Source organism: Streptomyces cinerochromogenes, from assembly GCF_014648635.1.
Classification (GTDB): domain Bacteria; phylum Actinomycetota; class Actinomycetes; order Streptomycetales; family Streptomycetaceae; genus Streptomyces; species Streptomyces cinerochromogenes.
On record NZ_BMRM01000003.1, the window covers coordinates 515,852 to 532,344 of the forward strand.

Here is a 16,493-nt window from a genome sequence, read left to right on the forward strand (position 1 = left end):
TCATGAAGGCGATATCGATCAGGGAACCCGGCGACCCCGAGGTCCTGGAGTGGATCGAGGCCGAGGACCCGCTTCCCGCCCTGGGCGAAGTGGTGATCGATGTGGTGGCCAGCGCCCTGAACCGGGCCGACATCATGCAGCGTCGGGGTCTCTACCCGGTGCCGCCGGGGACGTCGCCGTATCCGGGGCTGGAGGTCTCGGGCCGGATCAGCGCCGTCGGCGAGGGGGTGACCGGCTGGCAGGTGGGTGACGAGGTGTGCGCGCTGCTGACGGGAGGCGGCTACGCGCAGAAGGTCGCCGTTCCGGCCGGACAACTGCTCACGGTGCCCAAGGGAGTCGGCCTGGTCGAGGCCGCGGGTCTGCCCGAAGTGGTCGCCACGGTGTGGTCCAACATCGTCATGACTGCCGGGCTGAAGAAGGGCGAAACCCTCCTCGTGCACGGAGGCGCCGGAGGTGTCGGCACCGCGGCGATCCAGATCGCCAAGGCGTTGGGTGCGCGTGTCGTCACCACCGTCGGCGGATCCGAGAAAGTCGTGCGGGCGCGGGAACTGGGCGCCGACGTGGCGATCGACTACCGCCGGCAGGACTTCGCCGACTTCGGTCCGTACGACGTGATCCTCGACGTCATCGGCGGCGACTACCTCGAACGCAACGTCCGGTCCCTCGCAGCGGACGGGCGTTTGGTCGTCATAGGCCTGCAGAACGGCCTGGAGGGCAACCTCAACCTGGCCGAGCTGGTGTTCAAGCGTATGTCCGTGCACGGCACCACCTTGCGCACCCGGTCCAAGGAGCAGAAGGCGGCCATCGTCGCCGAGGTGCAGAAGAACGTCTGGCCGATGATCGAGAGCGGAGCCGTGCGGCTGGTCGTCGACCGGACCGTGCCGATGGCCGAGGCCGCCGAGGCGCACCGACTCATGGAGGCTGGTGGGCACGTCGGCAAGATCCTGCTGGTGAACAGCTAGAGCGCGAGCAGCTGCCGGGGGAGGGGGCTGAGCCGGGCTTCGGCCATGTTCAGCTGGGAAGGGGGCTCCGCGATCGCGCTTACGGCCGGCGCTGCTTGCTCAGGCGTCCTGCGACAGGGTGACGGCGCTGTAGGGGCCCACGCCGATGACGCCTGACCATGGCTGCCCGTCTTGCGCGATTCCGTCCGTGTGGGTGTCAAGGCTGGGTGCGTTGTCGAACTCCGGGTCGTAGCCCGCCCAGTCGCTGTTGAACCGGACGCGCCAGACTCCTGCACGCGGCAGCCCGATGCGATAGCCGTCGTAGCGGCGATTGCCGAAGTTCAGGACGACGATGGTGCTGTCGCGTGGGCCGCCGTACGCATATCGGTGGAAGGCGACGACCTTGTCGGCGTCGTTGCAGTGGTGCACGTTGACCTGGTCGCCACGCAGGCCGGCGGTGGTGTGGTCGCGATTGCGCCGGAGTGCGATGAGGTCCGTATAGAGCTGGACGATGCCCCGGTGGCGCCGGCGCTTGTCCCAGTCGAGCGGAGTGCGGTCGTCGAATGGCTGGTCTTCCAGGAACTCCTGTCCCTGGAAGAGCATCGGTATCCCTGGTGCGGTCAGCAACGCCGCGGCGCCGAGTGTGGAGCGCTTCTTGGCGTACCAACTCGTGGCGTTGCCTGGCCAGATCGCGTGGGGCAGACGCCCCTGGGCATCGGCCGCGGTGTCGTGGGAGTCGGTGTAGACGACCCGGGCCAGAGCCGTGCCGCCGAGCCGGTGCTCGATCGCGGCACGTACCTGGGCCATGCTGCGTTCGTCGTCCTGTACGACGGTGAGTGCCGAGCGGAGAGCGTGGGCGAACCCGGCGTCCCACTGGGAGTCGAAGCCGGCGCCCGTCGGGGTGGCGGCAGTGATGGCGGGGTCGTCCTGCAGGTCCTCCGCGATGCTGATCTTCCATGGCTGGCGGGTGTTGATTTCGTCGTTGACCCAACGCATCAGGGCCCAGCCGTCGGGAAGTTCGACGGGCCCGCCGGCGCCGTCGTCGCTGCGGATGCGCGCGGTGGCGTCCCAGCGCAGGCCGTCCAAACGGTACTCCTCAAGCCAGGACAGTGCGCTGTCGCGCAGATACCGGCGGACTTCGGCCCGGCCGTAGTCGGGGCGCGGACCCCAGCCCGACTCGCGGCGCCGGTCGTTGTAGAAGTAGATGCCGTCGCCGTCGTTCTCGTACCAGCCGTCGAAGCGGCGCAGCCCGTCGTCTAGGTCGTCCGGTCCGAGGTGGTTGTAGACGACATCGACCAGCACGGCCAAGCCGTGCGCGTGGGCCGCCCTGACCAGTGCCTTCAGCTCGCTCGGGCGGCCATAGTCGGCCGCCACCGCACACGCGGACACCGGGTTGTAGCCCCAGGATGACTCGCCGGCGTACTCGGTGATCGGCATCAACTCGATTGCTGTCACTCCGAGCTCGGCCAGCTCATCCAGCCGCTCGACCACGTTGGACAGCCGCCCGGGTGCTCCGCCGGGGCCGCGGCCGAAGGTGCCGACGTGCAGCTCGTAGATGACGAGCTCGTCCCAGCCCGGGCTGTGCCAGGGGTGTGCGCCCCAGTCGAAGTGCGAGAACTCCGTCGTGTCGATCACGGCGTTGCCGACCGAGCTGGTCAGCCTGCGTGCGTACGGGTCGATCTTCCACTTCGCGGCGCCTTGGGCGGGGGTGACGAGGTACTTGTACTCGTCGCCCGGCCGAGCCGCCGACAGATGTGTGGACCAGTAGCCGCCGTTCTCGGCGGTCATCGGATGAACCACGGCCCAACCGTCGAACGATCCGGCGACGCCCACGGCCTCGGCGTGCGGAGCCCAGACCCGGAACCCGGTGCCGTGCGAGAGGACGGTGGCACCCATGCCGGGCGGTGGGCCGGGGCTCATGCGGAGGCGCTCAGCTGCTCAGGGGGCTTCAACTCAGGGGGCTTCAAGTGGTCCGGGGGTCTGCCTTGCAGATCCTCCCAGGAAGGCTCGCTCATCAAGCCGGCTTGGGAAGCGAAGTCCACGATCTCCCGCCAGTCCTTGGCCGGCCCGTAGTGCTTCCCCCCGATCCTCACCTCGCCTGCGGACGTGACGTATATTCTCGGAGCCCAGCTTGCGTAGAGTTCCAGGTACTTCCGACCCAAGGGGGTAATGCGCACATAGTCCCTGAGGTGGAGCTCCGCGCCTTCCCGGTGTTCGAACTTCTCCTTCATGTCTGTTAGCCCCTGCGAACCCTCGCGTGATTTCAGATATCCGAGAGCTCGAAGGTGGTCCAGTTCCCGGTACATCGAATCTCGATACTCTACGTAATCGCCCCTTTCCTCCATTGCCAGTTTCTCCAGATGACTCCGTTCATGGCAGGTGAGGAGGCTGAGGACGGCCAACTGGAGTGATTGCACTCTGGTTTCGAGTTCCTTGATCCGCCATTTTGCTTTGAACGGGCCGAACGAGAGTTCCTCCAGCGCGCCTGGGCTCGCCAGCGCAAGAAATGCCAGAGCCAGGGTGCCGAACACCGCGATGACCGACGCGACCAGGTTCTGGGTGTGTTCTATCGCGCTGACGTAGAAGGTATCCGCGAGCATGGCAAAAAGCAGGACTGCGAACAAGACGGTCAAGGCGCGAAGCACTCTCACGGGGGTGAAAGTGCGCTCCAGAGCTTTTCGGGTGAGACGCAGATCTTGTCTCGTGATACAGAGACGTTTCACCAGCTTGCGCGACTTGCTCTGTGGCTTGGGTGTGCTGTCGGTGATCCGGACGGGCCTCTCGACGAAAAATTGCGCGCGACACATCGTCGACACCCTCCCCTCACTGCCGAGCCGGCGAATCATCAAGGCCGGCAGAAGGATCTTCCAAGATCCAGTATCGCACCTGGGGCCTTCGACAGCCACAGAAGCACCAGCGCCCTAGGGAGCGTATGTGGTTGTGATCAAGGAGTGGTTCGTGTGAGTTCCTCGATCCAGATCGTCGCGGCGCGGAGGTGGGGCCGGCGAGGTAGCTTCCCGGGGTCTCGTAGCGGGTGGCGATGCCTCGCCATGTTCGCCGGCCGGCTTTTGGTGGGGCGTAATGGGCGGGAGCTCTACGAGCGGTCGGCGAGGAGGTCGGCGGCGAAGCCGAAGAAGGCCACGCCGGTGATCTGTTCGAGGCGGCGGCGGAACGCGGGGCGTTGGATGCGTTCGCTCAGCGCCGAGGCGGTACGGGAGAGGAACCAGTACCAGGCAGCCAGCTCGATCACATCAATGGCGGTGAAGAACAGCGCCGCGCTGAACATCTGCGCATCTTGGGGGACGAACTGCGGGATCAGGCTCATGTAGAACACGCCTGCCTTGGGGTTGAGGAGATTTGTTCCCACGCCAGCGCGGAACGCCGCCAGGCGACTGGCCAGGGCGGTGGGCTGCTCGGCCGGTTCGGGTCCGGTCGGCTTTCCGGAACGCCAGAGTGCCGTGGCCCCCAGGACGGCGAGGTACGCGGCGCCGCACACGCGGAGTGTGTCGTAGGCCAGGTGGGATGCGGTCAGCAGGGCCGTCAGGCCCACGGCTGTCGCGATGCCCCAGCCCATGCAGCCGGTGAGGATGCCCAGGGCGGCGGCCCATCCGCCTGTCCTGCCCTGCGTCACGGAGGTTCGGACAACGAGCAGTGTGTCGGGACCGGGTGCCACATTGATGAGCATGGCCACGCTGGCAAAGGCCAGCCCGGCAGTGATCATGGCGTGCGTTCAGGGGCTCCCAAGGGGACGGGGCTCAGGTACGAACGGAGTTCAGAAGACCACGGTCACGAAGAACAGGCAAGCACTTTGCCATCGGCGTCCGAGCCAGGCTCCCAGGGCCGCGATCCCCAGCCCGGCGCCGATCACCTCGGTCGCATCCATGCGTCGCGGCCACGATCCCTCCGGCAGCGGCACGCACCTTTTGGGGGCGGCGGCCGGGAGACGGTGGGCGGCCAGGTCCAGCGCGGCCGGTCCCTGGTGCGGGAGTCCGCCAGGGGCACCGGTAGACCCGCGACCGGGTCGAGCAGCAGGTACTCCTCTTCGACACCGATCGTCGTCATCGATGGCCTCTTGTTCCGCCCCGGCCGTGCTGCCGGACTGGCTCCCGATGTGCCTGGTCGGTACATCGCACGGCCAGGACCGTCGGAAGTGTCACTCGCGGTGCCCGAGTGACCGCACGCACTTCGAGGTGAACGCCGGACAAGAAGATCGGTGACGAGGCCGACATCGCGGTGGAGACCGACGGTACGGGAGGCAATAGCATCCGTACGGGCAGTACGGGCAGTACGCGCTGTTGGCCTGCCATGGGAAGTCGCCGCCGTGGGCAGTCACGTAGGGGGCCATGGGGGCCCGTGAGTGGGACCGTAGGTCTGTCAGTGGTGAATGCGGTGGAGAGGCCATTCCTGATGTCCGTCGAGGACGTCTTTTGCCTGCAACAGGGCAGGATGGTCATGCTGACGGGTCGGATCGAGCGTGGCAGGGTGCGCAAGGGTGACGAGGTGGAGATCGTCGGCCTGGGGGGTGGCGCGACCGCTCGTGTGGCGGGCATCGACGCGAGTCACGTACGCATGGACGAGGCCGGTGTGGACATGAACGTGGGGGTGCTGCTGCGTGGCATTCCAGCGGGCGCGGTCGAACGGGGCCAAGTGCTTGCGGCACCGGGTTCGATCAGTGCCCACGCCTGCTTCACCGCGGACATCACCCTGCTGTCCGAGGAGCAGGGAAGTACGGACGTAGTGTCCGGCGACCGTCTTCGCTTCCACACCCGCAGCGCCGCGGTGTGGGGCACTGTCACGCTTCACGGGGCCGATGTGGTGCGGCCCCTGCACGGGGCTGAAGTGATCGTCACCCTCGAAGAATCCGTCGCTCTTGAAGAAGCCCAGCCTTTCGTGTTCCGTCACCACGGTCGTGCCGCCGGCTCTGGCACCGTGACTCGGCTCCCGCGCTGAGCATCACGAACCGAGCCGGAGCGGGATCGCTGCACACCGTCGAGTGGGACCAGCCTGCACTGGGAAGGGGCCAGGGCCGACAACCCAAACCGTTCCCGGCAGACAAGCAGAACTGGTGAGCCGCCGGGCGGTTTCCACGGCATGCGGCGGCGATGCGCGCCTGGCGTTCCGGTGGTCAGCAGCTGGCATTCAGCCGGAGTACACGCTGCTTCAAAGTCGTTTCACCAGAGTTCCGCCTCGTGCCTACTTCACACTCACGCGTCGGCGTCGCCTCGGGATGCGCCGCGGCTCTGACGTTCTCAGGTCTGGTCGCCACCGGGCTCCTTGCCGCTCAGCCTGCGGCCGCCGCTGACCCGGTCGGCTACCAGAACGTTCGCATCAACGAGGTCACCTCCTCGAACAACGACACGGTGGAGCTGTACAACGCCGGTTCCACCGCGGTGAGTATCAGCGGCTGGAAGATGTCCGACGACAGCTTCTCGCCGCAGCCGTTCTCCCCGTCCTCCAGCACCGTCGGTCCCGGCGGTTTCGTCACCTTCAACTCGCCCAAGGGGCTCGGCGACTCGGACAAGCTGGTGATCTACACGGCCGGCGGCGCGGTGGTCGACCGCGTGGAGTGGGCCACCGACAAGGCGAAGCCGGCGATGGCGCGCTGCGGGGGCGACGGCACCGGCGCGTGGGTGACCACGACCACCGCGTCCACGTTCGGCGCCGCGAACGCCTCCGCCTGCCCGTCGACGCTCCCGTCGACCGGCCAGGTCCGGATCAACGAGGTCACCTCCGACGGCTCGGACACCGTGGAGCTGTACAACGCCGGTACGAGCGCGGTCAGCGTCGGGTCGTGGAAGTACGTCGACAACGACACCAGCCACTCGCCGGTCTCGCTCTCGTCCTCTTCCCCGAGCGCAACGAGCATCCCTGCGGGCGGCTACATCACCTTCGACTCCACGCTCGGTCTGGGCGACAGCGACTCGCTCTTCCTCCTCGACGGCAACGGCAACTCCGTCGACTCGGTGACCTGGGCCACCGACGGCGCCAAGCCGTCGGACGAGCGCTGCACGAACGGCACCGGCTGGTTCCGTACCTCCATGGCCGCGACGCTCGGCAGCGCCAACTCCTGCTCAGGCGGTGGTGGCGGTGGCGGTCAGACCGGGCATCTGTGGGGCGGCGGGGGCTCGCTGACCAGTGGCTGCACTCCCGAGGCACCGTCCGGCACGGGCGCGACCCCGGCGGGCACGTCGGCGTGGCCGGGCGGGCCGGACGTCACGATCACCGACAACGTCTGTGCGTTCACCACGTCCACCGGCCCGGAGGGCCGCGACGTGAGCGGGCTGGCGTTCGACCCGGCGAACCCGTCGGTGCTGTGGGCCGCGAAGAACAAGAACTGGCTGTACAAGTTGGTCAAGAGCAACGGCAAGTGGGTCCCGGACCCGTCGTGGAGCGTGACGGGCAAGCAGATCCGCTTCGCGGGTGGCGCGGGCCAGCCGGATTCCGAGGGCGTGACGGTCGGCGGCAACGGCCACATCTACGTGACGTCGGAGCGTGACAACGCCAACAACACGGTCCCCAAGGACACGATCATGGAGTTCGACCCGGCCGCGACCGGATCGACGCTGACGCCGGTCCACCAGTGGGACATGACCTCGCAGTTCCCCCAGCTCGACACCGGCAGCAAGGACGACGCCAACCTGGGCTTCGAGGGCGTCGGCTACGTGCCCGACAGCTGGCTGACCGCGAACGGCTGGGTCGACCCGCTCACCGGGGCTGCCTACGACCCGGCGAACTACCCGCTGCACGGGTCGGGCCTGTACTTCGCCGGTCTGGAGTGGGACGGCACGCTGCACGTCTACGGCCTGAACTCCGACGGCTCGTTCACCACGTTCGGCACGGTCCCGACCGGCAAGGCGTCCGTGATGGACGTGATGTTCGACGCCGGAACCCAGCGCATCGTCGCGACCTGTGACAACACCTGCGGCGAGACGCACACCTTCATGAAGGTCAACGCCGCCGGCGCGATCGTGCCGGATGTGACCTACACGAACCCGGCCGTCATGCCGATCGACAACCTGGAGGGCTTCGCGATGGCCCCGACGTCGACCTGCGTCAACGGGGCGCGCGAAGCGGTCTGGAGCGATGACGGCATCTACGGCTTCGGTTCCGGAAGCTCCTCCTACGGACACGCCCTCTACAGCGGCACCTTCCCCTGCTGATCCTGTCCCGGGCCCACCGTTTGCGGCAGGGCTTCCGCGTAGTCGGGCGGCGTCCGGGTTTTGCGCAAGTGAGGTCGGCTTCGACAAGAGCAAGAAGGCGTGCGTAACCGCCGCGCCAAGGGCACGGCGACGTCCCGCCCCTGTGAAACTGCCGCCCGCTCGCCGCCCCACCCTTGCTCAACCTATCGAGAAACGATAGATTCCCATCGTGATTCGATGGAAGGGTGGGTCATGGGAAAGCTGACCGTGCGTGCGCTGCGCGCCGTGCTCGTGGTGGTGCTGGCCGGCACCGTGTTCGTGCAGGCAGGGATGGTGTGGACACTGGTCAGCGGGAACGACCCGGAGGACGGGTCGCTCCCGCTGACCGCACTGCGCCTGATCACGATCCTGGGGATGCTGTCGGTCCAGGTCACCGTGGTCTGCGTAGGGCGGCTGGTGACAATGGTGCGACGCGGAACCGTGTTCTCCCACGCCGCCTTCCGGTACGTGGACGGCGTGATCGGCGCGATCGTGGCGGCCGCTCTCCTGTGGTTCGCCGTCACGGGCATCAACGCGCCAGGCCAGCGGGACGACCCGGGCGTCACCGTCATCATGGGCGGGGTTGGCGTGGCCATCCTGGGGGTCGCGCTCATCGTGCTGGTGCTGCGGATGCTGCTCGCCCAGGCCGTCGCGCGCGACGTCGAAGCGGCCCGGATGCAGGCCGAGTTGGACACGGTGATCTGATGCCGATCGCCGTCGACATCGACGTGATGCTGGCCAGGCGGAAGATGTCCGTGGGAGAGCTCGCGGACCGCGTGGGCATCACTCCCGCCAACCTGGCGGTACTCAAGAACGGCCGCGCCAAGGCGGTGCGCTTCGCGACGCTCGCCGCGCTCTGCGAGGTGCTCGAGTGCCAGCCGGGCGACTTGCTGCGCTTCGAGGCCGAGGACGCCGCAGGCGAATGACGGGAAGGCGGGGGTGCAAGTCCCGTCCGGTCTCGAATCTTGCTCTGCTCGGCCCTACCGGCTTGGACCGTGGTCCAGGTGGTCATACCGGACAAGGCAGCGGTCGGGCCGGGCCTGGTCCTGCTGGGCCGCGTGCTCCGGGAACGGTTCCCATGCCGTCTACGGGCCGTCGTGCGAGGGGCCGGTGAGGGCCGTCGGGGCGTCGTCGTCCGCATCCGCCGCCGTGCCGGCCAGTTCACGCATCGTGCGCAGAGGCGAGAGCAGCATCGGCAGGACGGCCAGGAGTTCACCCGAGGCGCCGACCCACATGGCCTGCCGTACACCGATGCTCTGCCCCAGCACACTGCCCGCGAGTGCGCCCAACGGCATCCCTCCCCAGACCACGAACCGGACCGACGCCGTCATCCGGCCGAGCAGCGGTCTCGGGCACAGTTGCTGACGGAACACGACCGAGTTGATCTTGAACGTCATGAACGCGACCCAGCCGAGTCCCTGGAGCACGACTCCGACGGCGAACCGCCAGTCGGACTGGAACATCGGCAGTGCCAGCAACCACAAGACGCCGCTGACGATCACCGAGAGGCACATCGCGGGACCCTGCCCTACTCTGGCCGCGATCCTCGTGGTCAGCATGCTGCCGAGCAGGCCGCCCACCGCCTCCGCGGTGAAGAGCAGACCGCACAGGGACGGCGACAGCCTCAACTCGCCGTTGAGCAGCACCAGCATCATCGACGCGCCGATCATGGCGGCCAGGTTGGAGATCGCGGCGGTCAGGGTGATCGCCCGCAGCAGCGGGTTGCCGAAGACGAACCGCAGCCCCTCGGCGATCTCGGACCCCAGTCCCGCCCCGGGGCGGCGGCCCCGGGGTTCGCTCTCGCTGCTTCGGATCCGTGACAGCAGGAGCGCCGAGGCCACGAAACCGGCCGTGTCGACGACGACAGCCACCGGTGCCGTCAGCGCCCCGACCAGCACACCGCCCACGCCTGGCCCACCGACCTGAGCGATGTTGCGGGTGGCCTCCAGCTTGACGTTGGCCTCCAGCAGCCGGCCGCCGTCCCCGACGAGATGGGGCAGATAGCTCTGGTAGGCCACGTCGAAGAACACCGTGCACACCGAGATGCCCGAGGCGGCGAGGTACAGCTGGCCCATCGTCAGCACGTCCAGCCAGTAGGCGACCGGGATCGAGGCGAGCAGGACCGCCCGGGTCAGAACGCAGGCGGTCATCACCGGACGGCGACGGACCCGGTCCACCCAGGCACCGGCGGGCAGGCCGATGACGAGGAAGGCCAGGTATTCGAAGACGGTCAGCAGACCCGTTTGGAAGGGAGTGGCGTCCAGCGGGCCGATGGCCACCAGGGGGAGGGCGACGAGCGTCACGGCGGCACCGGCCTGGCTGACGGAGTCGGCCATCCAGAACCTGCGGAAGTCGGAGTGGCGGAAAAGGCTGGAACGGGACGGCTCGGAGCCGGGCGACCGGGATGGCGTCATGGCGGAAAGGATCACCAGCGTGCTTCCGCGGCCGCCATTGTTTTAGTCTGGGCGAAATCCTCGGGGACCGGCGGGAGGAAACGGCATGGGGGCCGTGCGGTTCGGCGTGGACGACATCGTCAACGTCAGGTTCGCGATATCACCACTGTGGGAGACGCTCGCCAGCTACCGGGCAGTTCTGGATCCGGGCCTGCACGTGATTCACCTGCCGTGGCTCCGTTCGGCGTCAACCCTGCTGCGGGATGCGGACCTGGCCGAGCGGACCGCACCCCTGAAGTCGCTGGTCCGCACACCGCCGCCGCGCTGTCCGCTCGCCGAGATCGAGGAGGAACTGGCTCTTCTGGCCCCGGCCCCTGGACTTGCGGACGCCGTACGGGCCTGGTGGGCGGCCGGGGTCCAGCCGTACTGGCCGCGCATCCGTGCCGTTCTGGAGGCGGACATCGCCTATCGGGCCCGGCAATTGGCGGAGGACGGCATCCGGGAGGTCTTCGCCGGCCTGAATCCGGCGCTGACCTGGTCCGGGGACACCTTGCTCTCGCCGCACCTGCCTGAGCCCGCCGCCTGCTTGGACGGCGCCGGGATCACGCTGGTGCCCACGGCGTTCGCGGTCGGCTGCCGTTTCCTCACCGGGGACGGCCCGGGTCAGCCCGCCCTCCTCTACCCGACCCGTGCCGTCGGCACCCTGTGGGAGCGGCGGGAGCCGGCCGACGACAGCCTGGCCCGCCTCCTGGGCCGGAGCCGAGCGCGGTTGCTGGCCCTCACCAGCTCGCCCGCCACCACGACCCAGCTGGCCGCTCGTACCGGTCTGAGCCCGGGTGCGGTCTCCCAGCACCTCGCGGTCCTGCGCGCAGCCGGCCTGGTGACCAGCCACCGCTACCGGCGCGAGGTCAACTACGTGGCGAGCGACCTGGCGGTCGCCCTCCTCGAACGGGGTGGAGGTCCCGTTCGAGAAGGGCAGGCTGACCGAGAGGCGACGGGCACGGCGTGAGACGGCGGACAGCCACGAGGCCACCCGCTCCTTCGGCCTAGGCCGTTTCCTTCAGATCATCGGATCGTTGGTTGATGTGTGTCGTTGACTGACGCCCAGTGGCTGAGGATCGAGCCGTTGCCGGTAATTCCCGCACTCGCACAAGCGCACAAGTCGGGCGTGTGCGGACGTCGGGCAGGGCTTCACCGTGGCACTGGGACGCCTTCCAGGAAGAGATCCCGGCCGTCGGGCCAGAACGCACCCCTGAGGTTGAAGGTCAGCGTCCGAGCGCCACCCTCCTGAGGGACCGCGAGTACCTGAGCCTCGGTTCGGCGGTGCATGGGCGGGTCGAAAGTACCCCTGTTCGAGAACGGGTCGAGCCCCAGGAGCCGGTTGCGGTCGTCGAAGACGGTGACCTCCATGTCGCGGTGGTCGTCCTCGGCGAACCGCTCGACCCGCGCGACGACCCGCAGGCACCGACGCCCCTCGTTGGGCCCGAACGGCCCGATCTCGTGTGAGATGCGTACGACGGTGAACTCGTACCCGTAGCCGCGGACTGTCCAGGGGCCCGTGCCGTGTGCGTGCACGGTGATCGCCGTCGGCTGCGGATCCGGGCCGGCCGAGTCACGGGGAGGGCCGTGCAGGTCCGGCAGGTCCAGGTGCATGCCTCTGAGCCAGGGCAGTGCCAGCAGGACGGTCACCACAGCGATGACGACGGCCGTGGTCCGGCCGAGCGGGGTCATGCCTTTCATGGGCGCAAGCCTCCACAACTCCGTCCAACCACCCCATACTTGGAGCCATGGTAGATGTCGGGGACGATGCCTCCTCCCTGTTCGGCCGAGCGAAAGTCCACTTCCACGCCGGGCGTCCCGCCGAGGCCAGAGACCTTCTCGAACGCGCCCACGCCGCAGCCCCCGCCGATCGAGCCGTACGATTCGCCCTCGCGGCCTGTCAGAACGCGCTCGGCGAGTGGGCGGACGCCGAGACCCATCTGCGACTCGTCCTCGACGTCGAGCCGGAGTACCACTTGGCCTGGTACCAGCTGGGCTGCTCGTTACAGGGGCAAGGCCGCCTGGACGAGGCCGCCGCGGCCTACCGCCGAGCGCTCAAGGGGGACAGCATCCCTGATGCCTGGAACCGGCTTCGCACCTGCGAGGCGCCTCACCTCAACACGCCCGCCCCGTCGACGGGGCGTGTTCCCCGGGAGGTGCGGGGGGCCGACGAGCAACAGGTCGCGGAGGTGCTGGTCGGCCAGGCGGTGGCGCCCCCGCCCAGCGGCGGAACACTGGCCCAGCAGATCGATCAGCACGGTGTCGCCGAACCGGGGCACCTGTTCCCGGGCGGACGTCGGCACCTGCTGGCCCGGCACGTCGCCCCACCGGCCGTCGCCGTCACCGTCTTCTTCGTCGTCGTGGCGGCACTTGGCGGCGGTCCGGCCGGGTACGGCCCGCTGGTGATCGCACTGCTCCTCCTCTTCGTGGTCGGAGCCTGGGCTGCCGTCTGGCTCCAGTCCGTCCGCTACCGGTACTTCTTCTACGAACGACGGATGGATCTCCACCTCGGCGCACTCACCCAACGGCGCCGGGCGATCTGGTACTACGAGATCACTGAGGTCAGGTACGTCCAGGGACCGGTCAACGCGCTGACCCACACGGCATCGTTGGAGATCGACTACAAGCCGGGCGACCACGTCCTGACCGAACTTCTACCGGGACTGGGCACCCCCGACGAAGTCCACGCACTGTACGAGATGCTCCAGCCGCCCAGGGTCCGTGAACGCCGCGGCATGAAGGGCATCGTCATCTGACGGTCTCAGAGCCCGGCGGCCGCGGTAACGTGATCCCCGCCGTCCGGACCGTGCTCGGTGGCGGCGGCCGCGTGTCCCGCGTCGAGGAACGACGCCCCCGACCCCGCGGCCGGAGCCATGCTCTCGACCTGCAGCACATGGCTCACCAGCGCCTGAAGAGCCGGGTCGGCCTGGGCTGGATCCGCGTGGGACGGCTCGGCCACGGCCGGTGGTGCGAACCAGTCCCCATGCCCGTGATTTCCGTCCACGGACGTCTCCTGGTGGCTCTCGTTGTAGGTGATCCTGCCTAGTTCGTCTTGGATGGCATACAAGTTCCCGGCGTCATCACGGAATTCCGTCCACGGAACGTGCGTCTGCGCAAACGCAGTCGCAGTGTCGGCTCCGCCGGGATCCGCGGGGAGGATCGGGCCGGCCTCCCCGTCCTGCGCGGCTCCGGGCCCGTCCTGCACAGGTCCGCCTGCACTTCCTGCGGCGCCGCCCGGTTCCCCCGTGTCCGTCCCCGTTCGTGGCTCGTCCGCAAGGGCAGGAACCGGACTCGACGTTACGGCCGTGGACGAGTCGGCAGACGCCGGAGCCGACGGCTGCGGTTCCGTCAAGTGGCCGGGTGCCACCTGTACGAGGGCCGCCTGACCGGCGGCGGTGGTGTCGCCGGGACCATGTGCGGCGGGTGTCGCCAAGTGGGGGTGGATCCCCGTGGCTTCTGCGTGTCCTGGGGCGGTGGACGCCATCGCGTGAGAGTCGTCCGGTGTGGTCCGAACCGAGACTGCCTGGTCCGTGCCCGGGGTGTGTGCGGGCTCCGGTGCAGCGGTCGGAAGCACGGCGGAGGGGTGGTCCGTCGACTGCGCGGAAGCCGCATGGTCGGTTCCCGTGGTACCGGTGTGTTCCGGGAGGGCGGGTCCCGGTCCGTGTGCATCGTCAGATGGTGCCTGGGCGAACGCCGCCGGAGCGCTGTTCGCGAAGACGCCGGATCCTGGCGACAAGAAGTCGGCACCTGAGCCCTGGGCAAGAGCGGCAGGAGTGTCATCGGTGCGGGTGTGGGTGTGCGGGTGGGTGTGGACGTGCTGCGGTGCGGCGTCCTTGTGGGAGCGGCCGCTCGGCCCCGCGGTCGCGTCGTGGACGTGGAGGGCGGCTCGGACGGCGTCGGCGAGTTCCTCGGCCAGGTGTTCGGCGGCCGGGGCTGCTCCGACCACCGCGCGAACACCGGTGCGGCCGGCCGTGGCCGAGCCACGAGCCAGGCCGTTCAGCCTGCTCAGGGTGGCCAGGAGATCCAGAGCTTGTTCGGCCAGCCAGGCCGGGCTGGTGAAGGCGGCCCGCCAGGCGCGCAGCCAGGCGTCGAACGCCTCACCCGGACGGTTCTGATGGACGTGACGCAGGCTGCGCGTGCTCTCGATGTCCCACTCCGACTGCAGATGCTCCATCAGGAAGTCGGCCAGGTCCCGGTGTTGCGCGGAGCTACGGGCGAACTCCTCGACGAGGTGAGGGGCGATCGCCCACTCGTCCACACCGGTCTGCCGGTTGCGGGCCAGGTAGTAGCCCGCCTGCCGGGCACCGGGAGCGGGAACGTACGGCACGAGGTCGTACTGAGGTGTCCGTAGGAAGCCCCGATGGTGCGGGTCGGTGCTGCGCGCCATGCCCCTCGGCAGCTCAGGGGCGATGATCGGCAGCAGTTCGACCTCCCGCCATGCTCCGGTGGCCGGGGGGAGCGCCCGGGTCACGACGTGTTCCGCGCTGCGCCGCAGGGCCTCCTGCTCGAATGCCTCCCTGATCCGTGCCAGCGCCGGGTCCGCAGCCCGCGCGGGGTCGGTCTGCGCATGCCGGCGCAACCGGTAGATCTCCTGATCGAGCAGCCAGCCCCGAAGGCCCGCCGGGTCGATCGACCGCTGCAGACTCAACGGCGCGCTGCACGGGGCGGGTCGACCCGCCGCGGCGTGCGTCCAACGTCCCCGCGGAGCCAGCACGATCGGGTCGGCTGTTCCTGGCCGGACCGTAGGATCGGTCGCGTGTGGTGTCAGGTACACGTGCGGCGTGATCTGGTGGAACCGGAGGAGGTCGGTGATCCGGTCGTCGCAGTTGCGTTGGCTTGCGTCGCCTCCATGAGGCCTGCCGCACGGAGGCCGGTTGACGGCGATGACCGCGTGCCCGCCGCGCGCCTGCTTCAGCGTCAGTTGGTCCAGCGCGTCGATCTCGGCGTGGCGGGTGCCCCCGCGCAGATAGAGCCCCGTCGAGCGGTCGACGAGTCGGCCTTCCGCGTCGTACAGCTCGATGATCGCGTAGGTCGCGTTGTTCCCGACGAAGTTGCCCAGCATCGTGCGTAACTGAGGCAGCTCGTCCTGTTGCCACGCCCGGATCTGCTCGACGAGAGACAGCCCGATGAAGTCCGCCTGCTGGTCGTCCACCCCTTCAGCGTAGGCGCGCACGCCACCGGACAGGGAGGGAGTCGACGGGAACGGCTCCTCCGGGAGGCTCCTGCGGAGGCAGCAGGGTGCTGCACAAGTCAGCGCGGTTGACACCTCTGCGGTGTCCCTGGAGATCGGTTAATGTGCCCACGCTCCTGAGCGTGAACGAGCTGCGGGCAGGATGGCCGGCGTCGGACGGTGTGAGTCGTGGGTGGAACGGGGTGGGATGGACACAGCACTACTCGGGGTGGTCTGCGGCGCCGCCGGAACGGTAGCGGGAGCCGCGGTGGCTTACTTTGGTCCGCTCCAGTTGGAACGACGACGGGAGCGGCGGGAACGCGAGGTCCGGACAGAGGACAGAGCGGCCGCTGACATCGCGCGATACGTCAACGCGCGGACCGCCGCCGACCAGTGGCTGGATCTCCTGCGCAGGGCATACCAGGCCGCGCTCGAGAACCGCCTGGACCTCGCACGGTTCGACGACGACGTCGTGCGTTCCTCCGATGAATTGCGTCTGCGGCTCACCGAACTCGCCCACCTCGGCCTGATCGAGTCGAACACGAACCCCGCGTTCATCGCGTTCCGCCGGACCGCAGTGGAGATCAGGCGACTGGCAGCCGACGGCGACAGGACGGACAGTGACGACAGAGGAAGCGAGGTGCTTCGCTCCTTGGAGGCGTGCGCGGCTGAGCGGACCGACTGGGCCAGGTGCGTGCTGCGCAGGCTCAGTGCACGTACGGGGCTCGACCTCTCTTCCTGAGAACCCCCGGAGTGGAGGGCACGGTTGCGC

General features: G+C 68.6%; 14 protein-coding genes. 8 read left to right on the forward strand and 6 right to left on the reverse strand.

The window, feature by feature from the left end; translation table 11 throughout:
* The first annotated feature begins 2 nt into the window (after window positions 1–2).
* A complete protein-coding gene (locus IEZ20_RS08720; RefSeq protein ID WP_189296064.1) occupies window positions 3–962 on the forward strand; it encodes an NAD(P)H-quinone oxidoreductase in 960 nt (319 codons plus the stop codon).
* A 99-nt stretch (window positions 963–1,061) separates the two neighbouring features.
* On the opposite strand, the gene IEZ20_RS08725 is transcribed toward IEZ20_RS08720, so the two are convergent.
* The 3 genes from IEZ20_RS08725 to IEZ20_RS08730 form a co-directional block, all read right to left on the reverse strand.
* On the reverse strand, window positions 1,062–2,861 hold the full coding sequence (locus tag IEZ20_RS08725; RefSeq protein ID WP_229895963.1) for an alpha-amylase family glycosyl hydrolase: 1,800 nt from the start codon (window positions 2,859–2,861) through the stop codon (window positions 1,062–1,064).
* Complete coding sequence (locus IEZ20_RS39565; RefSeq protein ID WP_229895964.1) at window positions 2,858–3,847, reverse strand: hypothetical protein; 990 nt, start codon at window positions 3,845–3,847, stop codon at window positions 2,858–2,860. The genes IEZ20_RS08725 and IEZ20_RS39565 overlap by 4 nt, the downstream gene beginning before the upstream one ends.
* A gap of 188 nt (window positions 3,848–4,035) precedes the next feature.
* Window positions 4,036–4,662, reverse strand: coding sequence for a LysE family translocator (locus IEZ20_RS08730; protein ID WP_189296066.1), 627 nt, complete (start codon window positions 4,660–4,662; stop codon window positions 4,036–4,038).
* Window positions 4,663–5,348: 686 nt separating this feature from the next.
* Between IEZ20_RS08730 and IEZ20_RS08735 the strand changes: the two genes are divergently transcribed.
* The 4 genes from IEZ20_RS08735 (at window position 5,349) to IEZ20_RS08750 (ending at window position 9,045) form a co-directional block, all read left to right on the forward strand.
* Window positions 5,349–5,891 carry an EF-Tu/IF-2/RF-3 family GTPase gene (locus IEZ20_RS08735; protein WP_229895965.1) on the forward strand — a complete coding sequence of 181 codons (543 nt, stop codon included), beginning with the start codon at window positions 5,349–5,351 and terminating at the stop codon, window positions 5,889–5,891.
* A 239-nt stretch (window positions 5,892–6,130) separates the two neighbouring features.
* Window positions 6,131–8,101, forward strand: coding sequence for a lamin tail domain-containing protein (locus IEZ20_RS08740; protein ID WP_189296070.1), 1,971 nt, complete (start codon window positions 6,131–6,133; stop codon window positions 8,099–8,101).
* A gap of 231 nt (window positions 8,102–8,332) precedes the next feature.
* A complete protein-coding gene (locus tag IEZ20_RS08745) occupies window positions 8,333–8,824 on the forward strand; it encodes a DUF2975 domain-containing protein (protein ID WP_189296072.1) in 492 nt (163 codons plus the stop codon).
* Window positions 8,824–9,045, forward strand: coding sequence for a helix-turn-helix domain-containing protein (locus IEZ20_RS08750; protein WP_189296074.1), 222 nt, complete (start codon window positions 8,824–8,826; stop codon window positions 9,043–9,045). Before IEZ20_RS08745 ends, IEZ20_RS08750 begins: the two co-directional genes overlap by 1 nt.
* A 159-nt stretch (window positions 9,046–9,204) precedes the next feature.
* Here IEZ20_RS08750 and IEZ20_RS08755 read toward each other — a convergent pair whose 3' ends face one another.
* Entirely contained in the window at window positions 9,205–10,533 is a 1,329-nt protein-coding gene (locus IEZ20_RS08755) for an MFS transporter (protein ID WP_189296076.1), read from the reverse strand.
* A gap of 85 nt (window positions 10,534–10,618) precedes the next feature.
* On the opposite strand from IEZ20_RS08755, the gene IEZ20_RS08760 reads away from it, so the two are divergent.
* Window positions 10,619–11,521, forward strand: a complete 903-nt coding sequence (locus IEZ20_RS08760) for an ArsR/SmtB family transcription factor (RefSeq protein ID WP_189296078.1) — start codon at window positions 10,619–10,621, stop codon at window positions 11,519–11,521.
* A gap of 182 nt (window positions 11,522–11,703) precedes the next feature.
* On the opposite strand, the gene IEZ20_RS08765 is transcribed toward IEZ20_RS08760, so the two are convergent.
* The gene (locus IEZ20_RS08765; protein ID WP_189296080.1) at window positions 11,704–12,252 is read right to left on the reverse strand and encodes a hypothetical protein; all 549 of its coding nucleotides are present in this window, start codon (window positions 12,250–12,252) and stop codon (window positions 11,704–11,706) included.
* A 47-nt stretch (window positions 12,253–12,299) separates the two neighbouring features.
* Between IEZ20_RS08765 and IEZ20_RS08770 the strand changes: the two genes are divergently transcribed.
* On the forward strand, window positions 12,300–13,307 hold the full coding sequence (locus tag IEZ20_RS08770) for a tetratricopeptide repeat protein (protein WP_189296087.1): 1,008 nt from the start codon (window positions 12,300–12,302) through the stop codon (window positions 13,305–13,307).
* Window positions 13,308–13,312: 5 nt separating this feature from the next.
* Here IEZ20_RS08770 and IEZ20_RS08775 read toward each other — a convergent pair whose 3' ends face one another.
* Window positions 13,313–15,703, reverse strand: coding sequence for a hypothetical protein (locus IEZ20_RS08775; protein ID WP_189296089.1), 2,391 nt, complete (start codon window positions 15,701–15,703; stop codon window positions 13,313–13,315).
* Window positions 15,704–15,884: 181 nt separating this feature from the next.
* Here IEZ20_RS08775 and IEZ20_RS08780 point away from each other — a divergent pair, with 181 nt between their 5' ends.
* Window positions 15,885–16,463 carry a hypothetical protein gene (locus IEZ20_RS08780; protein WP_189296091.1) on the forward strand — a complete coding sequence of 193 codons (579 nt, stop codon included), beginning with the start codon at window positions 15,885–15,887 and terminating at the stop codon, window positions 16,461–16,463.
* The last annotated feature ends 30 nt before the right edge of the window (window positions 16,464–16,493 follow it).

Coding starts and splice junctions, on each gene's coding strand:
- IEZ20_RS08750 (WP_189296074.1), top strand. CDS start 8,824: ATGCCGATCGCCGTCGACATCGACGTGATGCTGGCCAGGCGGAAGATG.
- IEZ20_RS08735 (WP_229895965.1), top strand. CDS start 5,349: ATGTCCGTCGAGGACGTCTTTTGCCTGCAACAGGGCAGGATGGTCATG.
- IEZ20_RS08760 (WP_189296078.1), top strand. CDS start 10,619: ATGGGGGCCGTGCGGTTCGGCGTGGACGACATCGTCAACGTCAGGTTC.
- IEZ20_RS08745 (WP_189296072.1), top strand. CDS start 8,333: ATGGGAAAGCTGACCGTGCGTGCGCTGCGCGCCGTGCTCGTGGTGGTG.
- IEZ20_RS08730 (WP_189296066.1), bottom strand. CDS start 4,662: ATGATCACTGCCGGGCTGGCCTTTGCCAGCGTGGCCATGCTCATCAAT.
- IEZ20_RS08765 (WP_189296080.1), bottom strand. CDS start 12,252: ATGAAAGGCATGACCCCGCTCGGCCGGACCACGGCCGTCGTCATCGCT.
- IEZ20_RS08725 (WP_229895963.1), bottom strand. CDS start 2,861: ATGAGCCCCGGCCCACCGCCCGGCATGGGTGCCACCGTCCTCTCGCAC.
- IEZ20_RS08755 (WP_189296076.1), bottom strand. CDS start 10,533: ATGACGCCATCCCGGTCGCCCGGCTCCGAGCCGTCCCGTTCCAGCCTT.
- IEZ20_RS08780 (WP_189296091.1), top strand. CDS start 15,885: ATGGCCGGCGTCGGACGGTGTGAGTCGTGGGTGGAACGGGGTGGGATG.
- IEZ20_RS08770 (WP_189296087.1), top strand. CDS start 12,300: ATGGTAGATGTCGGGGACGATGCCTCCTCCCTGTTCGGCCGAGCGAAA.
- IEZ20_RS08720 (WP_189296064.1), top strand. CDS start 3: ATGAAGGCGATATCGATCAGGGAACCCGGCGACCCCGAGGTCCTGGAG.